Here is a 21,185-nt window from a genome sequence, read left to right on the forward strand (position 1 = left end):
ATGATGGCCAACAGCGAACTGGCGACGGCGGTGATGCGCCGGGTGCCGTTCACGGTCGTCTTGACCGACAACCGGGGCTACGGCTGCATCAACCGGCTTCAGACGATGGGCTGCGGCGGCGAGCCCTTCAACAACATGTATGTCGACTGCAACGTCGAGGTGCAGCCCGAGATCGACTACGTCGCCCACGCGGCGAGCATGGGAGCGCACGCGGTCATGGCCAAGGATACCGATCAGTTGGAGGCCGAGATCGAAGCGGCACGGGACCGCGACATCCCGACGGTGATCGTGATCGAAACCATCGCCAACGACTTCCCCGGCACCGGGCTCGAGACCAAAGCAGGAGAGCACGGCGCGTTCTGGGACGTGGCCGTGCCCGAAGTCTCGACCCGCCAAAAGCAGGTCGACCGCTATCAGGAATATCTGGGACAGATCGCAAAAGCGCGGCTGGTGAACTGAGGAGATGTGACCATGGCTGACCTTCTGAAAAAGCCCTTCGGCACACATGGTAAGGTGCATCAGATCACGCCCGAAAGCGCCGGGTGGCGCTATGTCGGGTTCGGGCTTTACCGTCTGCGCCCCGGTGAAACGGTGTCCGAGGCGACGGGCGGCAATGAAGTGATCCTCGTCATGGTCGAGGGCAAGGCGCAATTTACCGCCGCGGGGCAGGACTGGGGCGAGTTGGGCGAGCGGATGAACGTGTTCGAGAGGACGCCGCCGCATTGTCTCTACGTCCCCAATGACGACGCGTGGGAGGCGACAGCTACCACGGATTGCACCATCGCCGTCTGCGCGGCACCGGGTCACTCGGGCCACGAAGCACGACGGATCGGGCCGGACGGCATCACGCTCACCGAACGCGGCAAGGGCGTGAACACGCGCTACATCAACAACATCGCGATGGAGGCCGAGGATTACTGCGACTCGCTTCTCGTCACCGAGGTGTTCACCCCCGATGGGCATTGGTCGAGCTACCCCAGCCACCGCCACGACGAAGACGACTTCCCGAACATCACCTACCTCGAAGAGACCTATTACCACCGCCTGAACCCGGCACAGGGCTTCGGCATCCAGCGGGTCTATACCGAGGACGGCACGCTCGATGAAACGATGGCCGTCTCGGACGGCGATGTGGTCTGTGTTCCGCGCGGGCACCATCCCTGCGGCGCGCCTTACGGCTTCGAGATGTATTACCTCAACGTCATGGCGGGCCCGCTGCGCAAATGGCGCTTCATCCCCGATCCGGCCGTCAAATGGATCATGGACCGTGACGCATGACGCGCCGCGCGTTGAACCAGAAGACAGCGCGCGATCTGCCGTTCGAAGCGTTTCTCGATCTGGCCGCTGATCTGGGCTGTGTCGGCGTGGAGCCGCGCAACGATCTGGGGCGGCCCTTTTTCGATGGGGCGGACCCGGCGGTCGCCGCCGAAATGGCGCGGGCGCGTGGGCTCAGGCTTCTGGGTCTGTCCGAAGTCTATGGGTTCAACGTGTGGGACGATGAACGGGCGACGCAAATTCAAGAACTGATCGACGTGGCCGTGGCCTGTGGGGCGGAAACGATCAGCTTGATCCCGACAGTGGACGATCGTCCGACACGCGACTTGCGCGACGTCATGCGCGATATCCTCCCGATGGTCCAAGGCACGGGGGTGGTGCCCCTTATCGAGCCGATTGGGTTCGAAAGCTCTTCCATTCGCGGCAAGGCGGATCTTGTCGAGGCAATCGAGGCCGTGGGTGGCTTTAAGTTGGTTCACGACACGTTCCAGCATGCCATCGCAGGGGAAACCGAGATTTTTCCCCAGCACACTGGCATCGTACATATCTCAGGGATTTCGAATGCCGAGGTTCCTCTGGATGCTGCGCAGGATGGGCACAGAATACTGGTCGATTTCGAAGATCGCTGCGACAACATGGGACAGGTGTGTCGCTTCATCGAAGCCGGCTATTCCGGCACGTTTTCCTTTGAATTGACTGAGCCAAATCTGATCTGGGCGCCGAACCGAGACAGCATAGAATCCTCGTTCAAGCTATTGTCGATCTGATACAAAACGCGCTGATACAAAACGCGAATTGACGCATTCCGTTCATATTCATTTGCAGAACATAATGCGTAACTCCGTTCAATACGGTGCATAAGTCTCTGTCCAGCCACCGCATGATGTTCGGAGCAAGGACAGTAAAGACCAGTATGTTTCCCAAGGAAACGGCGCCGCGTGACTGGTTTACGGACCTACCGGCGAAGCACGGGGCACGACACTCTCGGCACCATCTGTCACATCGGACAACATTTTCACCGAAAACGTCGCTACGCCGGCGCTTGGTGTATGGGCAGTTACGAACGCGTCACCAGGTTTCCGGAAGTGTCACGCGTTGAAGGCTCGCATTTGAGGGACGGCAAGATCCAGGAAGCGACATTTCGGGTCACGTTGACCCAGCACGTTCACTTGTGGTGCCCGACGTCAGAACAGGGATCGAGCGAGCAGGCCAACCCGCAAATTGCACCCATTCCTTCAGGATTTTGGGACCAACCCACTGGCCAAATATTTGAGTCGAAAGGGCAATAGATGATTGGTGGGCTGACCCCGGTTTCACATTACTATCCGTTAAGATATTGATAAAATTTACAAAGTTAGTGGTTCCGGCCAGACCCAGTTGGACTGACCCGGCTTCGCGCCGGGTCATTTATTGTTGGCCCGAAGCAGGCAGGGCCGCTCTCGGTTCTCACCGTGTAATCGGGCCGTCGATCGTGTCGATCGGCATGATCCGGTCCCGGTTCGACAGCCAGGCCGGGCGCGGTTTCGCCGCGGCGAAGGGGCTGACAGGCCGATTAGTGATCGAATTGAAAACGAAGAACGCGTTCGAGCGCGGATCCGGCGTGATGTTCCCGTTCGACCCGTGCAGCGTGTTGCAGTCGAAGAAGACCACCGTGCCGGTCGGCCCCGATGCCGCGTCGAGCCCGAGGTCACGCGCGAATTTCGAAATCGTCTCGGGCTGCGGCACCCCGACCTCCTGCGCCTTCAACGAGCTTTCGTGGTTGTTGTCCGGTGTCTCGCCCTTGCAGGCGATAAACTCGTTCTGAGAGCCGGGGATCAACAGAAGCGGGCCGTTCAGCCGGGAATTGTCCGTCAGAAGGACAGAGGCCGAAACGGACCGCATCCTGGGCAGACCATCTTCGGCGTGCCACGTCTCGAAGTCGGAATGCCAGTAGAATTCCTTGCCCTTGAAGCCGGGTTTGTAATTGAGCCGCGACTGGTGGAGATACACCCGGTCGTTCAGCAGAAACTCGGCCACACCGGCAAGGCGCGTATCGGCGGCAAGGCGGGCGAAGACGGGGGAATGTTCGTCGAGCCGGAATACGGTGCGCACATCGTCTGAGCCCGGCTCGGTCACGAAATCCGCGGGTCGCTCGGCCGGATCAGTGTCGCGCAGACCGCGTGCTGTCTCCACCATCAGGTCGAGTTCGTCGTCGGCGAACATGTCGTGGCGCACGAGGTAGCCGTTCTTGGCGTAACGGGTCGCTTCGTCACGTGAAATGGGTGCGCCTTCATGCCATTCGGACCAGAGCACCGGGTCAGCGCGTTCGATGATCTGTTCTTTGTCGGGGTGTCGCGTCGGATAGGCGTCTACCGTGTCGTATGGCGGCATATGCGTTGAGATATTCATGCTTTCGATCCTCTCTGAATTTGCACTCTTCAAGTCTCGTCCCGCTCGGCGGGCGTGGTCCGTCAACCCGGAATCACGGTGCCGTGTTCCGCGCCGCACAAGCTGTAATGTCACTTGTAATGTTGCGGCTGGAACTGTCGCAGGCGCCTCGTTAGGGTGCCCGCGAATCTCAGCGGGAGTATCCATGTCCTTCACACTTGCCACCTGGAATATCAACAGCGTGCGGTTGCGCGCCGATCTCGTGTCGCGTCTCCTGGCCGAAGAAGCGCCGGACGTATTGTGCCTTCAGGAATGCAAGAGCCCGGTCGAGAAGATCCCGCTCGATGTATTCAAGGCGCGGGGCTACGAGCACATCGTGGCGCGTGGGCAGAAGGGATACAACGGTGTGGCGATCCTGTCGAAGTTGCCGATCGTGGACGCGGGCGACAAGGACTTCGCGGCTTTGAAACATGCCCGCCACGTCGCTGCGACGCTTGAGAACGGGGTGACGGTTCACAACTTCTATGTGCCGGCGGGAGGGGACAAACCCGACCGCGAGGTGAACGAGAAATTCGGGCAGAAGCTCGACTATCTCACCGAGATGCGCGACTGGTTCCACGCGGAGAAGCCGCAGAAATCCATTCTGGTCGGAGACCTGAACATCGCCCCGCGCGAAGATGATGTCTGGAATCACAAACAGCTTCTGAAGGTGGTGAGCCATACGCCGGTCGAGGTCGAGCATCTTGCGCAAGCACAGGATGCGGGCAACTGGGTCGACATTACACGGCAGGACATTCCCGAAGGCAACCTGTATAGCTGGTGGTCCTACCGCAGCCCGGATTGGGACGCTGCCGACAAGGGGCGCAGGTTGGATCACATCTGGGCCACGCCGGATATTTCCAATGCGGGCCACGGGAGCCGCATCCTTCGCGATGTGCGCGGGTGGGGGAAACCGTCGGATCACGCGCCGGTCTTCGCGACCTTCGACCTCTGAGCCGCGACAAGCTGCCGGGGTTGGCGCGGCGTCCGAGCGCGCCCATATTGGACACGACACAGATTTAGGAGCCAGTCATGCTGGAATTGGGACAAGGTAACGGGGCCGCCGCGCCGGGCAATCATGTCAAGGACGTCTCGGAGGCGACCTTCATGGAGGACGTGATCGAAGCGTCCAAGCAGGCGCCGGTCATCGTCGATTTCTGGGCGCCTTGGTGCGGTCCGTGCAAACAGCTAGGACCGGCGCTCGAAGAGGCCGTGAATGCACAGGGCGGCAAGGTGAAGATGGCCAAGGTCAACGTGGACGAGAACCAGCAGATCTCGGCCCAGCTTCGTATCCAGTCGATCCCCACCGTTTATGCATTCGTAGACGGGCAGCCCGTCGACGGGTTTCAAGGTGCCCTGCCGCCGAGCGAGGTGAAGGAATTCGTCGCCAAGATCGCCGCGATGGGCGGCGACGGCGGTGACGGGTTGGCCGATGCGCTTTCCACCGCGGACGAGATGCTTGAAGCAGGCGAAGTGGATGATGCGGCCCAGGTTTATGCAGCCATTCTCGAAGAAGACCCGAGTCTCGCTGCGGGCTATGCCGGAATCGCCAATTGCCACCTCGCGAAGGGGGACGTCGACGAGGCCGAGGCCTTCCTGAACGGTATTCCCGCCGAGGTCAGCCACGCTCCCGAGGTCGAGGCGATCCATGCCAAGATCGAACTGGCCCGGCAGGCCGAAAACGCGGGTCCGGTCAACGACCTGCGGGCCAAGGTCGAAGCGGACGGTGACGATCACCAAGCGCGGTTCGACCTTGCGCAGGCGCTGTATGCTTCGGGCGATGCCGAGGGTGCCGTTGCCGAACTGCTGGAGCTGTTCCGGAGGGACCGGGAGTGGAACGAGAGCGCGGCCAAGCAACAACTCTTCACGATATTCGAGGCGCTTGCGCCCAATGATCCGGTTGCGCTGAACGGTCGTCGCAAACTGTCGTCGCTGATCCTCGTCTGATGCGATGATCCCCCGCGCCGATCTCCCCGACGTTCTGCCGCTATTTCCGTTGCCCGGCGCGCTTCTCCTGCCGCGCGGTCGGCTTCCGCTCAACATCTTCGAACCGCGATACCTCGCCATGTTCGACGACGCGATCAAGACGGACGGAAGGCTGATCGGTATGATCCAGCCTGCGGTAAATTCGGGCGAGCGGCTTCATGCGATCGGCTGCGCGGGGCGGATCACTTCGTTCACGGAAACCGACGACCATCGGTATATGGTGCAATTGACCGGGGTGAGCCGATTCCGTCTGAAAAAAGAACTCGAAGGCTTCGCGCCCTACCGCCGGGCTGAATTGAGCTGGGACGGGTTCGAACGTGATCTTGGGCGCGCCGAAAAGGACGAGGCGTTTCAGAGGGACGCGTTCTTGTCGCTTTTGGTGCGGTATTTCGACGTTGCCGAGCTTTCGACCGATTGGGAAAGCCTGAAGGAAGCCGAGGAAGAATTGCTGATCAATTCACTTTCGATGCTCTGCCCGTTCGACCCCGAGGACAAGCAGGCGCTGCTCGAGGCGCCCTCGCTCACGACCCGGCGCGAGACGCTCGTCACCTTGATGGAATTCGCGCTCGCATCGGGGCGGGGCGGAACGGAAGGAGGTCTGCAATGAACGACGTCGAATTCGACCGCCACATGCTCGAGGCGCTGGTCTGTCCGGTCACGCAAAGGCCGTTGGAATACGACGCAGAGGCTCAGGAACTCCTGTCGAAATCCGCGAATCTGGCCTTTCCGATCCGCGACGGCATTCCGATCATGCTCGTCGATGAGGCGCGCAAGATCGAAGCGTGAGCCAGCGCGCCCTTCCGGTCAGCGTTTCCGCTTGTCGACTTCCTGCACGATCGAGAACAAGCGGTCGCTCATCTGACCGCCCTTCTTGAGCTCGCCCAGCACGGTGGTGGTCTGCTGACCCGTATCGTCGGTGATGATCCATTGGCGAAGTTCGGTCGGGTTCGATGTGAACATGAGCTGGATGTTACCGTATTCCGGGTGCTCCGGGTCCTGCGCCGTGACCGTGGTGGCAGTGCCGTCATAATCGTGACCAACGACCATCCCGGCCCGCCCAAGGTCCACATTCTGGGCAAGGATGAGGTTAAGCGGCGTCCGGGCGAGCGGGTATTGCTCGGGCCCTGTGTTGGATTTGGAATCGAAAATCGCCAATTGCCCGGTGGCCGCCAGAACGAGCGTGTTTTCGGGCGGATTGTATTCGAACCGCGCCCGAAGCGGCCGCTTGATGTAGATGTTGCCGGTCGAGATCGTGCCATCGGCGTTGATCTGGGTGAACTCGGCCTGTGCCGTCGTCAGGCTGTTGAGATAGGACGACAGAGTATTGAGCGACAATTTCTCGGCCATGGCCGGGGCGGACAGGGCGAGAAGAGCGAGCGGGGCGAGAGCGAATGTGCGTCTGTTCATGGCGGTTATGTAATCCTGTAAGCGCGGGAATCCATCCCGCTGTGCCCAGGATAAGCGAAACCCGGCCTGATAAGCGATAACAGGCCGGGTTTTCAGGCTTTCAAACCGATCACTGTTCCGGGATCAGGATTTCGCGTTTGCCCACATGGTTGGCGGGCGAGACCAGCTGTTCTTCTTCCATCTGTTCCACGAGCCGGGCGGCTTTATTGTAGCCGATGCCAAGCTTGCGCTGGATGTAGGAGGTCGAACACTTCCGATCCTTTATGACGATTGCGACCGCCTGGTCGTAAAGCGCATCTTCACCGCCCGTGTTGCCGCCGGTGTTGAGGCCCAGGACCGCGTCGATGTCATCGGATTTGTCGTCATCCGGCCCTTCGACCACGCCGCCGATGTATTCCGGCGGCCCGAACGTCTTGAGGTAGGTGACGATTTCCTCGACCTCTTCGTCCGAGACGAAGGGGCCGTGAACGCGGGTAATCCGCGCTCCGCCGGCCATGTATAGCATATCGCCCATGCCCAGAAGCTGCTCGGCACCCTGTTCGCCAAGGATCGTGCGGCTGTCGACCTTCGATGTGACCTGAAACGAAATCCGGGTCGGGAAGTTCGCCTTGATCGTGCCGGTGATGACATCGACGGACGGGCGTTGCGTCGCCATGATGATATGGATACCGGAGGCCCGCGCCATCTGTGCAAGACGCTGGATGCAGGCCTCGATTTCTTTGCCCGCGACCATCATCAGGTCGGCCATCTCGTCCACGACGACGACGATATAGGGCATCTTTTCGGGCGCGAATTCCTCGGTCTCGAAGATCGGTTCGCCGGTGTCTTCGTCGAAGCCCGTCTGGACGGTGCGCGAGAACATCTCGCCGCGCCCCTGCGCATCCTCGACCCGACCGTTGTAGCCGTCGATGTTGCGCACGCCCATCTTGGACATCTTGCGATAACGCTCCTCCATCTCGCCCACGACCCATTTGAGTGCGACGACCGCCTTTTTCGGGTCAGTGACGACGGGGGAGAGGAGATGCGGGATACCGTCATAGACGGAGAGTTCCAGCATCTTGGGGTCGATCATGATGAGGCGGCATTCCTCGGGCGTGAGCCGGTAGAGGAGTGACAGGATCATGGTGTTGATCGCCACGGATTTACCCGAGCCGGTGGTCCCTGCGATGAGCAGGTGGGGCATCTTGGCGAGGTTCGCGACGATGGGATCGCCGCCGATATCCTTGCCGAGCGCCAGCGGAAGCTTCTGGTTCGTGTCGCCAAAATCGCGGGCCGACAGGATTTCGCGCAGCACCACCTTTTCGCGGTTCGCGTTGGGAAGTTCGATCCCGATCACGCTACGCCCCGGCACGGTCGACACACGGGCCGACAGGGCGGACATGGAGCGGGCGATATCGTCGGCAAGGCCGATGACGCGGGAGGCCTTGAGCCCCGGCGCAGGTTCAAGCTCGTACATCGTGACGACGGGACCGGGGCGGACCGAAACGATCTCGCCCTTCACGCCGTAGTCGTCGAGCACGGTTTCCAGCATCCGCGCGTTCTCTTCGAGCGCCTCGTCCGACAGGTGATGGCGTTCGATGTTGACCGGATTGGTCAGAAGTGAGAGCGGCGGCAGTTCGAATTCCACCTGGTCGCGAACATCGAAAGCGAGCGACGGTTGAGCCTCGGCCATTGCGCGGGAGGACGGCTGGATTGCCTTTTTCGGCGGATGCTGGACGACTTTCTTGGGCGACGGCATCGGCGGAATATCTGGCTCGGCGGCGGGCGCGTATTGCACGTCATACTCCGGCATGTAGTCCGCGTCCTGCTGCGACGCCCATTCGCCCTGAGGTTCCGGCTGATAATGATGCATCTCGGGATCGAGCAGCATCGGGTCCATGCCTGCCGTTTCCTGGGGGATACCGGCAAAGATGTTCGGATCCTCGACCGGAGGCTCGGAAGGCATGGGAACCTGCCCTGCCGGGGCCTGTCCGCGCATGACCGGCGGTTCGATCCGCATGGCGGGATCAGGCTGCCGGGCTTTGGCTCGCGCCGCTGCGTCTGCGATCATCTGGGATGTCGTGGGAGCAGCCTGCGGCTCATCCGGCATGGGCGCGATACCTGCCATTGCAGCCGTCCGGTTCTTGAGCGCCGATGCGATCTTGGCGGAAATGCGATCCGGGTTCTGCGGCGCGGGATCGGCCCCGTTGAACGTGTTGTCCATGAGCTCCGGCTCCGGCTCGGGCTGCCTTTTCATCAGGCCGGGAACGCGCGAGAGCAGGCCGCCGCGCGGTTCCGGTGCAGGTGTTTCCGGCGCGGGCGCAGGTGCCGCTTGCGGGGCACGGGGGGCTTCCAACGGCGGTTCGGCACGGATGACCCGGTTGTTGGACAGCGGCGGCGGCGCATCGAATTGTCCATCGTCGTCGATCAGGGCCACGTCGTCCGCCTGCGTCCATGATGCCGCGCCCTGGCGGCGCGCGGCCTGCCAGCTCTTTGCGCTGCGGGCCATGCCCGCCGCACTCGTGATCCCCGCGACTGCCCCTTTCGCCGCGCCTCGAAGCCCGACGCGGCTCAGCTTCACCAAGCCTGCATATGTCATGACGACGCCAAGCAGGAGGAACCGCGCCACGCTCGCGATTTCGGGACGGGTAAAGCCCAGCGCGAACAACCCGACCAGGACCGTGAAGCCCGACAGGATGAGCGCCATGAGTTTCAATCCGAAGGCGGCAGACCCCGGCAGGACGCCAAGGACCGCCCCCATCACCGTATCGCCGAACAACCCGCCCAGCCCGAAGGAATGTGTCCAGGTCGCAGGGGGCACGAGTGTCGAGGCATAGACAGAGGTGAGGGCGATCGCGATCGGCGCGAAAATAGCGCGCGACACGAGGCGATCGTCGCCACGGTGCAGGATGAACCGAACGCCCCATCCCGCGAAGACAACCGCGAAACCCCAGGCCCCGTATCCAAGGATGATGGCAAGGGGCGATGCGATTGTAGCTCCGACCGTCCCCAGCGCGTTCTGCGCCGGGCCTTCGGTCGCCGACATCCAGCCCGGGTCTTCGGGGCTGTAGGTTCCGAGGATCAGGCCGATCACGATGGCGACGGCAAGAAGGCCGAGGCCGAGAAGCTCCTTGCTTCGCCGTTCGATCATCGCCTGCGTGGCTTCGTCGAAAATCGGATCCCGTTCTCTAAGCTGATATGCCATGTTCGTCCTCGTCCTCAATCACGGAGGCAATCGCGCATCGTTTCCAACGCGCGTTGCATCTCTTCTTTCGCGGCGACCAGCGCCACCCTTATGTAATTCCTGCCGGGATTCACCCCGTCCACGTCCCGCGCGAGATACGCGCCGGGAAGCACCCGAATGCCTGTTTTTGTCCAGAGCTTCATCGCTGCCGCTTCCCCGTCGTCGACAGGAAGCCAGAGGAAAAACCCGGCCTGCGGGGGAAGGTATCCCGGATAATCGGCGAAAACCGCATCCGCGATGTCGTACTTTTCGCGGTAGAGTGCGCGCGATGCCTCCACATGCGTTTCGTCCGCCCACGTTGCCGCCGCCGCGTGTTGTAGCGGCAGGGGGAGGGGGGCACCGGCATAGGCGCGCAGGCGTTTGATCGCGTCGATCGTCGCAGCGCCGGACGCGACGAAGCCGGACCGCAGTCCCGGCAGGTTCGACCGTTTCGACAGCGAATGAAAGATCACGACGCGATCCGGGTCTGCGCCGAACTCCTTGGCGACCTCCATCGCACCGGGGGGCGGAGTGTCCCGGTAGATCTCGGAATAGCATTCGTCCGCGAAGATGCGGAAATCGTATTTCTCGGCCAGCGCGATCAGGCTCGCCCAATAATCCCGGTCCGCGACAACGCCCTGCGGGTTCGACGGAGAGCAGATATAGGCAATAGCGGTCCGCGTGAGGATTTCGGGCGGCAAGCTCGCATAATCCGGCAGGAACCCGTTGTCCGGCGTGGCCGACACGAAAACCGGCTCCGCGCCAACCGTCACGGCCGCGACCGCATAGACCTGGTAGAACGGGTTGGGGATGAGCACGACGGGCGTCTTGCCGCGCACTTTTTCCGGGCACAGCGCGAGGGCTGCGTTGAACAACCCCTCGCGCGTGCCGTTCAAAGGCATGACTTCGGTCTCGGGGTCGAGCGCGATGTTGTAACGCGTATTTGCCCAATCACAGAACGCCTTGCGCAGCTCCGGCGTGCCTTCGTTCGGTGGATATTTCGCGAAATCCGCAGTTTTGTTCGCGATGATCTCGCAAATGAATGCGGGCATGTCGTGGCGCGGTTCGCCGATGGTCATATGCACGACCTCACCCCCCGGCGCATGGGCGTCGAGAAGGCTCCGCAGCCGCGGAAACGCATATTCGGGCAAGCCGGAATACCGCTCGGGAAACGCTGTCATCGGGTGACTTCGCCTGTTACTGCCTCGTTATCCGGGGTCTTTTTCGCCCCGATTTTTTCCCACGATAGACCGCGCAGCCCTGCAGGTCCAGAAAAAGGCGGGATTCCAAGGGGTTTCGGCAAGCGATATGTTGCTTTTTTGTTTTCGTATGGCTCGATTCACCGTCCGCCAAGCACCTTTTCCGCGGCAACGCCAAGGCGCAGCAATCGCTCTTCGCCCATGACCTTGCCGACGAACATGATGCCTGCGCCGGGTGTACCGGTCGGAAGCGTGAGCGCGGCACCGTCGAGAAGGTTTCCATATCGGGTGTTTCGCAGTGTCATAAGGTTTTCCGAGACGTAATAGGCCTCGTCTTCCATCAGGCGCTTGGCGTCGGGCGGCATGTTCGGCGTGGTGGGGAGCACGATGGCATCGTAACTGGCGACCTCGGCCCGCACCTCGGCGCGGATCGCGTCGAGCCGTCGCCAAGCGGCGACATAATCGGCCCCTGCGACCTCACCCCCTGCACGGAACCGTTCGCGGATCTGGGCAAACATGGCGTCCGGGTCGGCCTCGATGAGGTCACGCCACGTGCCATAGGCTTCGGTCGTGTAAAGCACGGCGGACAGCCCTTGTGCCTCTTCGAGCACCGGGATCTTGCGTCGATCAATTTGCGCCCCATACGCCGAAAGTTTCGACAAGGCCGTCTCGAACGCGGCAACCGGCGCGTCGCGGCTTTCCGCTATCGCGTTTTCGAGCACGAGAAGCCGGAGACCTCCAAGCGATGCGCCTTCAAGATCCGCGGCGCGCCCGCCTTCGAGTGCGGCAAGAATTAGCGCGGCATCCTCTACGGTCCGGCAAAGGGGGCCGACCGTGTCGAACTTGGCCGCCAGCGGCACGACGCCATGAAGGGACAACCTTCCGTGGGTCGTCTTCAGCCCGACAAGATCGTTCCACGCGCTCGGAACTCTGACCGACCCGCCCGTGTCGGACCCGATCCCGGCAGCGGCCAGCCCGAACGCGACCGACGTCGCGGCGCCCGATGAGGACCCGCCGGGCGCAAGTGCCGGGTCGTTCACGTTGGGGGGTGTCTGCGTGATCGGGTTCAAGCCAAGACCGGAGAAGGCGAGCTCGGACATATGTGTCTTGCCAAGGCTGACAAGCCCCTGAAATGTAGCTGATTTTACGACCTTCGCATCTTCGCTCGGCACCCGGTCTTTCAACAGGGCGGACCCGGCCTCGGTCGCGATGCCAGCGGTGTCGAACAGGTCTTTCCAGGATACCGGCACACCGTCGAGTGGTCCGACGCGTTGGCCGGCCTGCGCCCGTTTCGCAGCCGCTTCGGCTTCGGCCAGCGCCCGATCGCGTGTGAGACGCGCATAGATCCTGTCGCCGAACTCATGCGCCTCCGCCGCGTCGAGATAGGCTTCGGCGAGCGCAACCGGGTCGATCTCGCCCTTGTCGATCCCGCGTCCGAGATCACCTGCGCTCATCCGCAACCAGTCAGCCATCTTCCGCCCCTTTTTTCGATTTGTCGCAGGCTAGCGGGGCACCTTGCCGTGGACAATCCCGCGCGTAAAGCGCAGAAAACGCGCATGACATTCGACACTGATATCGTGATCGTGGGTGGTGGGCTGAACGGCCCCGCACTCGCGCTGGCGCTTGGCGACGCTGGCTTTGACGTGACCGTCATCGACGCGCTTCCGTCCGGCACGCGGGGCGAAGACGCGTTCGACGGACGAGGTTATGCACTCGCGCTTGCTTCTCAGCGCTTGCTGAAAGCAATCGGCGTGTGGGATGCGGTCGCGCCCAATGCCACGCCGCTCTTGGAGATCAAGATTTCCGACGGCAAACCCGGGCAGGGCCCCGGACCGTTCGTGCTCGAATTCGACCATGCCGAGATCGACGAAGGTCCGATGGGCTACATGGTCGAGGATCGGTTCCTGTCGCGCGCGTTTCTCGATGCGGTGACGGCGCATCCCAAGGTGACGTTGATCGACAAGACGAGCGTGACGGATCAGGAAATCGGACCGGCCAGCGTTACGGTGTCTCTGTCGGACGGCCGCCGTATAACGGCAGGCCTTCTGGTCGGTTGCGACGGTCGCCGGTCGGGCACCGCAGAACGCGCCGGGATCGGGCGGTCGGGCCACGACTATGGTCAGACCGCGCTCGTTTGTGCCATCGCGCACGAAAAACCGCATCATGGCACGGCGCACCAGTTCTTTATGCCCGCCGGCCCTCTCGCGATCCTGCCGCTCCCGGGCAATCAATGCTCGATCGTCTGGACGGAAACCCATGACGAGGCGGCGCGAATCCAGGCGTTGGACGACGAGGGCTATCTCGAGCACCTGCGCCCGCGCTTCGGTGACTTCCTTGGAAACATCTCGCTCGCGGGCAAGCGTTTCACCTATCCGCTCAATCTGACCGTTGCGAACGCGTTCTGTTCCGATCGCCTCGCCCTGGTCGGCGATGCGGCCCATGGGATGCACCCGATCGCGGGGCAGGGGCTCAATGCCGGGCTCAAGGATGTGGGCGCTTTGGCCGAGGTTCTGACCCTCGCGAAACGGCGGGGCGAAGATTTCGGGCGCGTCGACGTTCTCGAGCGATACCAGCAATGGCGACGGTTCGACGTGACCCAGATGGTCTTAGCCACCGAAGCGACCAACACGTTGTTCTCGAACGACAATCCGTTTCTGCGCGTCGCACGCGACGTCGGGCTCGGCGTCGTCAATGCGTTCCCGGCTCTCCGGCGCGGTTTCATCCGGGAGGCCGCCGGGCTGACCGGCGACGTCCCGAAGCTCCTGCAAGGTCGTCAGATCTAGCGTTTGCCGCAGGACCGTAGCTGCACGTCGTAGGTGATCGCGCGTTCCGCCACCTCGTCTGAAATCCGCAAGAGCCAGGTCTTGCTGTTGTGGCTTCCGCGTTGGTAGCCGGTGCGACCCTCATGGTAGGCGAGGTAATGGCTCTTGGCGTCCGATTTCGGAAGCCCGAGGTCACGCTCGCTCTGATCCATGTACCAACCGATGAAATCCGTCGCGTGGCGGATATTGTCGCGCTTTGCGCGCCGTCCGCCCTCTTCTTTCTGGTAATCCTCCCACGTGCCGTCCAGCGCTTGGGCATAACCGTATGCTGAACTCTGACGCCCCATCGGGATCACTCCGAGCGTGTATTTCATCGGCGTCCGGTTGTTCCCGATGAACTTGGATTCCTGGTAGATGATCGCCATCTGGACCGGGACTGGAACGTGCCACTTTTTCTCGGTCGCCTGCATGGCGCGGTGATATTTCGGGCGCTCGCGCACGATCGCACAGGCATCGTCGAGGTCGCGCGGCGCGGAATAGTTGCCGCCACAGGCCACAAGTGTCGCCAGCAGGATCGTCGTTACGGTTGCGCGAAGAAAGCTGCTCATTGCCCCTCGCTTATGTGTTTTGTTTTTTGTCACCATAGCGCAATGCGTGGCGCTTGGGAATGGCGGTCTCGTTTCAGACGAAAAGGGCCAGTGTCAGGGGCAGCGCGGCAATCGAGATGAGCGTCGAGGTCACGACGAGGCCCGCCACCGCGTCGGAATCCGCCCCGTATTTCTCGGCCAGCAGATAGGACGTTACCGCGACCGGCGTTGCGAGCTGGACCACCAGGACAGCAAAGGCGGTTGGTTCGAGCTGGAAAAAGCGCGCGACGATCCAACCGATGCCGATTGAAACACCCGCTTTGACGATTCCCAGAATCACCGCTCGCGGAATGCCCGCGGGCGTGAGCCGGGCGATTGCCACGCCGAGCGTGATCAGCATGAGAGGAATCGCGAGCTGACCGACGAGTTCGAGCGTATTGGTCAGAAACCGCGGCGTTTCCCAGCCCATGACGAGAAAAAGTGCACCAAGAAGCGTCGCGATGACGATCGGTTCTCGCACGATGGTGCCCAGGGATGCACCGCCGGATACGAGCCAGAGCCCGAAGGTGAAGGAACCGATCGCCATGACAGCGAAGACCACGACCGCATAATCCAACCCCACGTCTCCGAAGGCGAACAGCGCGAGCGGTAAACCGAGGTTGCCGGTGTTGCCGAAGATGAGAGGCGCGAGGAATGTCTGAACATCCAGCCGCGCAATCTTTATGACGGCAAAAAAGATGATCGTGAGGGCGGCGTAGCCAGTCAGGGCGGCCAGCGAAATTGCGGTCAGCGCGGCTGGCTCGACTTCGGTGTTCATCAACGCGGTGAAGATCAGCGCGGGAACGCCCAAGGTCATCGCGAGCCGGGTCACGAACTCGATTCGATACTCATGACCCGTCTTGATCCAGACGAACCCGATTGCCGCCAGTAGGAACACCGGCGCGGTGATTTCGATCACTGTAAGTGCAAGGTTCACAATCTGTTTCCCACGATTTACCCCCCATCGCATGGACAGGGACCATGCGAGTGATTACTAGTGGGGGAGGGACTGTTACACCATGCTCAAAACGAACGCGAAATATCATCTCGGCCAAATTGTGCGCCACCGCAAGCACCCCTTCCGAGGGGTAATCTTCGATGTGGACGCCATGTTTTCGAACACCGATGAATGGTACGAAGCAATTCCGGAAGAAAGCCGTCCTTCAAAAGACCAGCCTTTCTACCACCTGCTCGCCGAGAACGACCAAAGCTACTACGTGGCCTACGTTTCCGAGCAGAATCTGGTCGAAGATTTCTCGGGCGAACCGGTCCATCACCCGGATGTAGATGATCTCTTCGGTGATTTCGAAGACGGGCACTACCCGCTCCATTTTCAGCTGAACTGAACACCCACCCCGCACTTGGAAGAGCGCGCGGGCTCGATACGATCGGGTCTGGGAATTGTGCGAACAATGAACCTCGGTACCGCGCACTGGGTGGGGGCTGTTACACGCGGCACCGAGGGAAGCCATTGCAGCTACACGACCAGAAATGACTCTCCATTCTGTCCGCGTTTGGGAACCAATCGGGCAATTTGGGGGCAATTCGACATATCTTGGTAAATGAAGCCTTTAGCGTGGAAGCACATGCCGGATCGGCCGCAGTCGGCAAAAGTTTCGTGAGCCACGACGTTCCACGACGGCGATCATTGACTGTCTTCAAGTTCGGCGAGGTTGAGGCCGAAAGTGATTTCATTACGCGTCCCATCCCGCTGATAGGTCAAATCCTGCACGAGGTCGCGGATGATCGACCAGCCGAATCCGCCCTCCGGCAGGTTCCCGGGCTCGACGTTCAGGTCGTGCGGTTTCGGGCGCGGAAGTGAATCGCCCGGCATCGGCACGCCATCGTCCCGCACCGTGACATGAAGAATATCGGTGTCATGTCGAACCTCGATCTCGACGAGTCCGCGCCCCTGATCCGCGAATGCATGTTCGACGACATTGTTGAGGACCTCGGCCAGCACGATTTCGGCGAATTCCACCGCATCTTGGCCAATCCCCATACCGCGAAGAACCGCTACCGACGTCGTCAAAGCGCGTCGAACCTCACGTTCTCCCGCCGGGAAGATCAGATGTAGCCCCGCGCCGCCCACCAAGTGCATCGCCAATGCGTTCTCTCGTGCACCGCCCGTGAAATTGGGCCCCTCAGCCAGCATCCGCCAAGCCATCCTCGATCGTGGTTGCGTCTGAGTGGATCGTGAAGACGCGGTCCATCCGGGTCAGCGCAAAGACTTTTTGCACGGACCGGGTCAATCCCGCCAATTCGAAGGACTTCGGTGCGTCGACCTGCTTCATCGCGGCGACGATTGCGCCCAGACCGGAGGAATCGATGAAGCCCACCTGCGCAAGGTCGAGCACGACGCGCCCCGGAGCATCACTCACCAGATCGCGCATCCTGTCCTTGAACTGAATGGCGATGGCAGCGTCGATCCTGCTTTCCTCAACGCGAATGAAGCGGGTGTCGCCGACATTCCGAACACTTAGCTCCATTGCCATTCTCCTTCACGAACGTTTTGATGTGCGCAACACTAGATGGGCTTCGTTACCAATCGGTAAGCGGGCTTCGACAAATGGGAGGTCGACATGGATGAGGTTGTGATCGCGGGTGCGTCACGCACGCCGATGGGCGGGTTTCAAGGCGATTTCGCGAACGTCTCGGCAGCAAATCTGGGCGGCACCGCAATTCGCGCCGCGCTCGAAGACGCCAGCGCGCAAGCGGATCAGGTCGAAGAACTTCTGATGGGCTGCGTGCTCCCGGCGGGTCAGGGGCAGGCACCTGCGCGGCAGGCCGGTTTCGCCGCCGGGCTGGGCGAAGAGGTGCCGGCAACGACAATGAATAAGATGTGCGGTTCGGGCATGAAGGCCGCCATGGTGGCCTTCGATCAGATTGCGCTGGGCCACACCGGCGTCGTGGTCGCGGGCGGTATGGAGAGCATGACCAATGCGCCCTACCTCCTGCCGAAGATGCGCGGTGGTGCACGGATCGGCCATGGTCAGGTCATCGACCACATGTTCCTCGACGGGTTGGAAGACGCCTATGACAAGGGCCGACTCATGGGGACTTTCGCAGAGGATTGCGCCGAAGCATTCCAGTTCACCCGCGAGGCACAGGACGAATACGCCATTCGGTCCCTGAACAATGCGCTCGAGGCGCAGAAATCCGGTGCTTTCGAAGGTGAAATCGCCCCCGTGACCGTTTCGGCCCGCACAGGCGAGACGATGATCTCAGAAGACGAACAACCGGCCAAGGCGCGGCCCGACAAGATCCCGCAGCTCAAACCCGCGTTTCGCGAGGGCGGCACCGTGACACCAGCCAATTCCTCGTCCATTTCCGATGGCGCGGCGGCGTTGGTCATGGCGTCCCGCGCGGCAGCGGACAAGGCTGGGCTGAAGGTCCGCGCGCGGATCCTTGGGCATGCGAGCCATGCGCAGGCACCTGCACTGTTCCCGACCGCCCCTGTTCCGGCGGCGAAGAAGCTCCTGGATCGGATCGGGTGGAGCACGGACGACGTGGACCTGTGGGAGGTGAACGAAGCCTTCGCGGTCGTCCCGATGGCGTTCATGCAGGAAATGGCCCTGCCGCGCGAAAAGGTGAACGTGAACGGCGGAGCCTGCGCACTGGGTCATCCAATCGGCGCATCTGGTGCAAGAATCATGGTGACACTCCTCAACGCGCTCGAAAAACGCGGCTTGAAACGGGGTGTGGCGGCGATTTGCATCGGCGGGGGCGAAGGCACGGCGATCGCGATCGAACTGATCTGATCGTCGCGATCGGTTCCGGTCTGTCGTGACGCACCTGTGAGAGGTTCCAATGTCGAAAGCAAAAACCATCTGGGCGTTGCTCAAGGTGATCGCGCCAACCGCCATTACCCGCATGCTGGTCGGGCATCGCCCGGTGGTGGATGGGCGGCGCATAGACGCCGAGGCGCAGGCGGCAAGTGCGCTCGTCAGTCTGCTCCGTGACCCCGACGCAATGCCAAGCGTGGAGGAAAGCCGCCGTCAGCTTTCGAACATGGCGGCGAAGTTCGACCAGCCCTGCCCGGACGACGTGGTCACGCGCGACATTGAAATCGCGGGTGCATTCGGCCCGCGTCGCGCCCGTGTCTATGTGCCTTCCGATGGCGACCCCGACGGGGCGCTGCATACGCTGTTCTATCTCCATGGCGGCGGATGGGTGCAGGGCGGCATAGATACTCATGACGGGCTGTGTGGGCATATCGCGAAGGACGCCGGGATCCGCGTCATCTCCTACGATTATGTGCTCGCGCCGGAGAGGCGGTTTCCCGATGCGCCGGACGATGTTCTCGCAGCCTATCGGTCGCTGCTCGCCGCAGACCTGGGGATCGAGCCGGCGCAGTTGATCGTCGGAGGCGACAGTGCAGGCGCAAACCTGGCCGCGGTGCTAATGCACGATTTGCAAGAAGCAGGCGCTCCTATGCCGCGCGGGCAGCTTTTGATTTATCCGTCGGTGGACGGTCGGCTTGAATCCCGTTCGATGGAAACCTTGGCCGACCAGCCACTTTTGCCGCGCAAACGGATCGAATGGTTTCTCGAGCATTACCTCCCGGAGGGGCAGGACCGCACAGTGCCGCGCCTGTCGCCACTCTTTTCCCCGCTTCACGTGGGCCAACCACCGGCGCTCATCATCGTCGGTGGTCACGACCCACTCTGGGATGATGGTATCGCCTATGCCGAAGCCCTTGAACGGGCCGGGGTGCCCGTGACGCTCTTGCGATACGAAGGTCAGGTCCACGCGTTTCTTTCACTGACCAAGGTGATCCGTGAGGGTCGGGAGGCACGAGACGCGGCGATCGCGTGGTTGGCAAGGAGTTTTTCCACATGATCGACTACCACGAACTCGGCGGCCGTATCCGTGCGGTGGCCCAGGGAGAGACCGATATGATCGCGCTCATGGCGACGATCGCTTGCGAGGTGCATCACGCCGACGAAAGATTCGACTGGACTGGGTTCTACCGTGTCACGGGCCCCGACATGCTCAAGATAGGCCCATATCAGGGCGGACACGGGTGCCTTGATATCCCCTTTGCGAAAGGTGTGTGCGGTGCGGCGGCGCGGACGCGGGAGGTACAGCTCGTCCCGGATGTGGAGGCCTTTCCCGGACATATCGCCTGCGCTGCCTCGACCCGATCCGAGCTCGTGCTGCCCGTGGTAAATGGGGCGGGTGTGCTTCTGGGCGTCTTCGATCTGGACAGCGATCAGCCGGACGCGTTTACCGAGGAGGACGCCGGTGCTCTCGCGGCTATCCTCACGGACGTGTTCAAGGAGGTTTCGGCATGACACATCGCGGAAGCTGCCTGTGCGGTGCGGTTCGTTACGAGGTGAGTGGGCCGATGCGCCCCTCGGTGGCCTGCCATTGCACACAATGCCGCAAGACATCCGGCCATTACTGGTCCGCCACTCAGGCGGATGACGCCAAGCTCACCATCGAGGGCGAAGATCATCTCCGCTGGTTCCGCTCGTCCAAGACCGCCCGGCGTGGTTTCTGCTCCGAATGCGGGTCGTCGATGTTCTGGCAGATGGACGGCGAAGGAAAGACGTCGATCGGCTCCGGCACTCTCGACCTACCCACGGGGCTTGTCACCGATCGGCACATCTACGTCGAGGACAAGGGGGATTACTACGAGATCCCGGAAAGCGAGCGTGGATGATCCTGGGGCTCGATCCTGCTGCGGTGCTTGCCTTCGTGGGGGCCGGATTGCTGCTCAACCTGACACCCGGCCCGGATGTGATGTTCGCGACCGCGTCGGGATTGTCAGGCGGGCCGCGCGTGGGTGCGGCGGCTGCTTTGGGCGTCGCTTTGGGCGGTCTGCTTCACACGTTGCTCGCTGCAGTCGGGTTGTCGGCTCTGCTCACGACGTTTCCTGTGGCCTATGATTTGGTGCGCTGGGCCGGGGCAGGTTACCTTGTCTATCTTGCGATCCGGGCGTGGCGCGCGCCGCCGCCGGACCGGGGCAGGGGTGCAACGGAGTTGTCCCGGGCGATCGGGCGCGGCTTTCTGACCAATGCGCTCAATCCGAAAGTGGCGTTGTTCATTCTCGCCCTGTTGCCCCAGTTCACTGCGCCCGAAGCCGGAGCGGTGTGGGCGCAGATCCTGATTCTGGGGACATTGTTCGCGACCACCGGGTTTTTCGTCACGGCGGCCTACGGGGTGGCCGCCGGCCAGCTCGGCGCGCAGCTTGCCCGGCATGCGCGGCTTCTGAACCGGATCGGCGCGGTCGTCTATATCGGCCTCGCGGCGCGGCTGGCGGTTCAGGGTGCGCGTGGCTGACCGGGGCTTGCACCCCTTCATCCGCTCTGCCAAA

General features: G+C 62.0%; 23 protein-coding genes. 14 read left to right on the forward strand and 9 right to left on the reverse strand.

Features of this window, described 5'->3' with window-relative positions; all coding sequences use genetic code 11:
* The 3 genes from KJP28_RS15150 to KJP28_RS15160 form a co-directional block, all read left to right on the forward strand.
* Positions 1–459: thiamine pyrophosphate-dependent enzyme (locus KJP28_RS15150; RefSeq protein WP_255552429.1), on the forward strand; the 459-nt coding region annotated here is incomplete at its 5' end.
* A 12-nt stretch (positions 460–471) separates the two neighbouring features.
* Entirely contained in the window at positions 472–1,278 is an 807-nt protein-coding gene (gene iolB, locus KJP28_RS15155; protein ID WP_218393479.1) for a 5-deoxy-glucuronate isomerase, read from the forward strand.
* Positions 1,275–2,042 (forward strand): TIM barrel protein, encoded by a 768-nt coding sequence (locus tag KJP28_RS15160; protein ID WP_218393480.1) that lies wholly within the window; start codon positions 1,275–1,277, stop codon positions 2,040–2,042. The genes iolB and KJP28_RS15160 overlap by 4 nt, the downstream gene beginning before the upstream one ends.
* A 679-nt stretch (positions 2,043–2,721) precedes the next feature.
* Here the strand turns inward: KJP28_RS15160 and KJP28_RS15165 are convergent.
* Positions 2,722–3,663 (reverse strand): phytanoyl-CoA dioxygenase family protein, encoded by a 942-nt coding sequence (locus tag KJP28_RS15165; RefSeq protein ID WP_218393481.1) that lies wholly within the window; start codon positions 3,661–3,663, stop codon positions 2,722–2,724.
* Between the two features lie 184 nt (positions 3,664–3,847).
* Here KJP28_RS15165 and KJP28_RS15170 point away from each other — a divergent pair, with 184 nt between their 5' ends.
* The 4 genes from KJP28_RS15170 to KJP28_RS15185 all read left to right on the forward strand — a co-directional run bounded on the left by KJP28_RS15170 (position 3,848) and on the right by KJP28_RS15185 (position 6,453).
* Positions 3,848–4,636, forward strand: a complete 789-nt coding sequence (locus KJP28_RS15170; protein ID WP_218393482.1) for an exodeoxyribonuclease III — start codon at positions 3,848–3,850, stop codon at positions 4,634–4,636.
* 77 nt (positions 4,637–4,713) lie between these two features.
* Positions 4,714–5,628 carry a thioredoxin gene (gene trxA, locus KJP28_RS15175; protein ID WP_218393483.1) on the forward strand — a complete coding sequence of 305 codons (915 nt, stop codon included), beginning with the start codon at positions 4,714–4,716 and terminating at the stop codon, positions 5,626–5,628.
* A 4-nt stretch (positions 5,629–5,632) separates the two neighbouring features.
* The gene (locus KJP28_RS15180) at positions 5,633–6,274 is read left to right on the forward strand and encodes an LON peptidase substrate-binding domain-containing protein (RefSeq protein WP_218393484.1); all 642 of its coding nucleotides are present in this window, start codon (positions 5,633–5,635) and stop codon (positions 6,272–6,274) included.
* Positions 6,271–6,453, forward strand: coding sequence for a Trm112 family protein (locus KJP28_RS15185; protein WP_218393485.1), 183 nt, complete (start codon positions 6,271–6,273; stop codon positions 6,451–6,453). The genes KJP28_RS15180 and KJP28_RS15185 overlap by 4 nt, the downstream gene beginning before the upstream one ends.
* Before the next feature lie 18 nt (positions 6,454–6,471).
* Here the strand turns inward: KJP28_RS15185 and KJP28_RS15190 are convergent, their stop codons facing one another.
* The 4 genes from KJP28_RS15190 to KJP28_RS15205 form a co-directional block, all read right to left on the reverse strand.
* Complete coding sequence (locus KJP28_RS15190; protein WP_218393486.1) at positions 6,472–7,074, reverse strand: LolA family protein; 603 nt, start codon at positions 7,072–7,074, stop codon at positions 6,472–6,474.
* A gap of 109 nt (positions 7,075–7,183) precedes the next feature.
* Positions 7,184–10,258, reverse strand: a complete 3,075-nt coding sequence (locus KJP28_RS15195; RefSeq protein WP_218393487.1) for a DNA translocase FtsK — start codon at positions 10,256–10,258, stop codon at positions 7,184–7,186.
* A 14-nt stretch (positions 10,259–10,272) separates the two neighbouring features.
* Positions 10,273–11,457: an aminotransferase class I/II-fold pyridoxal phosphate-dependent enzyme gene (locus tag KJP28_RS15200; RefSeq protein WP_218393488.1), complete on the reverse strand. Its 1,185-nt coding sequence runs from the start codon at positions 11,455–11,457 to the stop codon at positions 10,273–10,275.
* Positions 11,458–11,615: 158 nt separating this feature from the next.
* Positions 11,616–12,947: an amidase gene (locus KJP28_RS15205; protein WP_218393489.1), complete on the reverse strand. Its 1,332-nt coding sequence runs from the start codon at positions 12,945–12,947 to the stop codon at positions 11,616–11,618.
* Between the two features lie 84 nt (positions 12,948–13,031).
* On the opposite strand from KJP28_RS15205, the gene KJP28_RS15210 reads away from it, so the two are divergent.
* A complete protein-coding gene (locus KJP28_RS15210) occupies positions 13,032–14,258 on the forward strand; it encodes an FAD-dependent monooxygenase (protein ID WP_218393490.1) in 1,227 nt (408 codons plus the stop codon).
* On the opposite strand, the gene KJP28_RS15215 is transcribed toward KJP28_RS15210, so the two are convergent.
* Positions 14,255–14,845 (reverse strand): transglycosylase SLT domain-containing protein, encoded by a 591-nt coding sequence (locus KJP28_RS15215; protein ID WP_218393491.1) that lies wholly within the window; start codon positions 14,843–14,845, stop codon positions 14,255–14,257. The two genes, KJP28_RS15210 and KJP28_RS15215, sit on opposite strands and share 4 nt — an antisense overlap.
* A 73-nt stretch (positions 14,846–14,918) precedes the next feature.
* A complete protein-coding gene (locus tag KJP28_RS15220; protein WP_218393492.1) occupies positions 14,919–15,800 on the reverse strand; it encodes an AEC family transporter in 882 nt (293 codons plus the stop codon).
* 82 nt (positions 15,801–15,882) lie between these two features.
* Here KJP28_RS15220 and hspQ point away from each other — a divergent pair, with 82 nt between their 5' ends.
* Positions 15,883–16,209 carry a heat shock protein HspQ gene (hspQ, locus tag KJP28_RS15225; RefSeq protein ID WP_218393493.1) on the forward strand — a complete coding sequence of 109 codons (327 nt, stop codon included), beginning with the start codon at positions 15,883–15,885 and terminating at the stop codon, positions 16,207–16,209.
* 299 nt (positions 16,210–16,508) lie between these two features.
* Here hspQ and KJP28_RS15230 read toward each other — a convergent pair whose 3' ends face one another.
* Entirely contained in the window at positions 16,509–17,018 is a 510-nt protein-coding gene (locus tag KJP28_RS15230; protein WP_218393494.1) for an ATP-binding protein, read from the reverse strand.
* Positions 17,008–17,352 (reverse strand): STAS domain-containing protein, encoded by a 345-nt coding sequence (locus KJP28_RS15235; protein WP_218393495.1) that lies wholly within the window; start codon positions 17,350–17,352, stop codon positions 17,008–17,010. Before KJP28_RS15235 ends, KJP28_RS15230 begins: the two co-directional genes overlap by 11 nt.
* Before the next feature lie 93 nt (positions 17,353–17,445).
* Between KJP28_RS15235 and KJP28_RS15240 the strand changes: the two genes are divergently transcribed.
* The 5 genes from KJP28_RS15240 to KJP28_RS15260 are packed head-to-tail and all read left to right on the forward strand — an operon-like array spanning position 17,446 to position 21,151.
* Positions 17,446–18,624 (forward strand): acetyl-CoA C-acyltransferase, encoded by a 1,179-nt coding sequence (locus KJP28_RS15240; RefSeq protein ID WP_218393496.1) that lies wholly within the window; start codon positions 17,446–17,448, stop codon positions 18,622–18,624.
* 49 nt (positions 18,625–18,673) lie between these two features.
* Positions 18,674–19,705 (forward strand): alpha/beta hydrolase, encoded by a 1,032-nt coding sequence (locus KJP28_RS15245; RefSeq protein ID WP_218393497.1) that lies wholly within the window; start codon positions 18,674–18,676, stop codon positions 19,703–19,705.
* Positions 19,702–20,160 (forward strand): GAF domain-containing protein, encoded by a 459-nt coding sequence (locus tag KJP28_RS15250; RefSeq protein WP_218393498.1) that lies wholly within the window; start codon positions 19,702–19,704, stop codon positions 20,158–20,160. Before KJP28_RS15245 ends, KJP28_RS15250 begins: the two co-directional genes overlap by 4 nt.
* On the forward strand, positions 20,157–20,531 hold the full coding sequence (locus KJP28_RS15255) for a GFA family protein (RefSeq protein WP_218393499.1): 375 nt from the start codon (positions 20,157–20,159) through the stop codon (positions 20,529–20,531). Before KJP28_RS15250 ends, KJP28_RS15255 begins: the two co-directional genes overlap by 4 nt.
* A complete protein-coding gene (locus KJP28_RS15260) occupies positions 20,528–21,151 on the forward strand; it encodes a LysE family translocator (RefSeq protein WP_218393500.1) in 624 nt (207 codons plus the stop codon). Before KJP28_RS15255 ends, KJP28_RS15260 begins: the two co-directional genes overlap by 4 nt.
* Positions 21,152–21,185: the final 34 nt, after the last annotated feature.

The sequence above is a fragment of the Maritimibacter dapengensis genome, from assembly GCF_019218265.1.
Taxonomy (GTDB): Bacteria; Pseudomonadota; Alphaproteobacteria; order Rhodobacterales; family Rhodobacteraceae; genus Maritimibacter; species Maritimibacter dapengensis.

Coding starts and splice junctions, on each gene's coding strand:
- iolB (WP_218393479.1), top strand. CDS start 472: ATGGCTGACCTTCTGAAAAAGCCCTTCGGCACACATGGTAAGGTGCAT.
- KJP28_RS15160 (WP_218393480.1), top strand. CDS start 1,275: ATGACGCGCCGCGCGTTGAACCAGAAGACAGCGCGCGATCTGCCGTTC.
- KJP28_RS15165 (WP_218393481.1), bottom strand. CDS start 3,663: ATGAATATCTCAACGCATATGCCGCCATACGACACGGTAGACGCCTAT.
- KJP28_RS15170 (WP_218393482.1), top strand. CDS start 3,848: ATGTCCTTCACACTTGCCACCTGGAATATCAACAGCGTGCGGTTGCGC.
- trxA (WP_218393483.1), top strand. CDS start 4,714: ATGCTGGAATTGGGACAAGGTAACGGGGCCGCCGCGCCGGGCAATCAT.
- KJP28_RS15180 (WP_218393484.1), top strand. CDS start 5,633: ATGATCCCCCGCGCCGATCTCCCCGACGTTCTGCCGCTATTTCCGTTG.
- KJP28_RS15185 (WP_218393485.1), top strand. CDS start 6,271: ATGAACGACGTCGAATTCGACCGCCACATGCTCGAGGCGCTGGTCTGT.
- KJP28_RS15190 (WP_218393486.1), bottom strand. CDS start 7,074: ATGAACAGACGCACATTCGCTCTCGCCCCGCTCGCTCTTCTCGCCCTG.
- KJP28_RS15195 (WP_218393487.1), bottom strand. CDS start 10,258: ATGGCATATCAGCTTAGAGAACGGGATCCGATTTTCGACGAAGCCACG.
- KJP28_RS15200 (WP_218393488.1), bottom strand. CDS start 11,457: ATGACAGCGTTTCCCGAGCGGTATTCCGGCTTGCCCGAATATGCGTTT.
- KJP28_RS15205 (WP_218393489.1), bottom strand. CDS start 12,947: ATGGCTGACTGGTTGCGGATGAGCGCAGGTGATCTCGGACGCGGGATC.
- KJP28_RS15210 (WP_218393490.1), top strand. CDS start 13,032: ATGACATTCGACACTGATATCGTGATCGTGGGTGGTGGGCTGAACGGC.
- KJP28_RS15215 (WP_218393491.1), bottom strand. CDS start 14,845: ATGAGCAGCTTTCTTCGCGCAACCGTAACGACGATCCTGCTGGCGACA.
- hspQ (WP_218393493.1), top strand. CDS start 15,883: ATGCTCAAAACGAACGCGAAATATCATCTCGGCCAAATTGTGCGCCAC.
- KJP28_RS15230 (WP_218393494.1), bottom strand. CDS start 17,018: ATGCTGGCTGAGGGGCCCAATTTCACGGGCGGTGCACGAGAGAACGCA.
- KJP28_RS15235 (WP_218393495.1), bottom strand. CDS start 17,352: ATGGAGCTAAGTGTTCGGAATGTCGGCGACACCCGCTTCATTCGCGTT.
- KJP28_RS15240 (WP_218393496.1), top strand. CDS start 17,446: ATGGATGAGGTTGTGATCGCGGGTGCGTCACGCACGCCGATGGGCGGG.
- KJP28_RS15245 (WP_218393497.1), top strand. CDS start 18,674: ATGTCGAAAGCAAAAACCATCTGGGCGTTGCTCAAGGTGATCGCGCCA.
- KJP28_RS15250 (WP_218393498.1), top strand. CDS start 19,702: ATGATCGACTACCACGAACTCGGCGGCCGTATCCGTGCGGTGGCCCAG.
- KJP28_RS15255 (WP_218393499.1), top strand. CDS start 20,157: ATGACACATCGCGGAAGCTGCCTGTGCGGTGCGGTTCGTTACGAGGTG.
- KJP28_RS15260 (WP_218393500.1), top strand. CDS start 20,528: ATGATCCTGGGGCTCGATCCTGCTGCGGTGCTTGCCTTCGTGGGGGCC.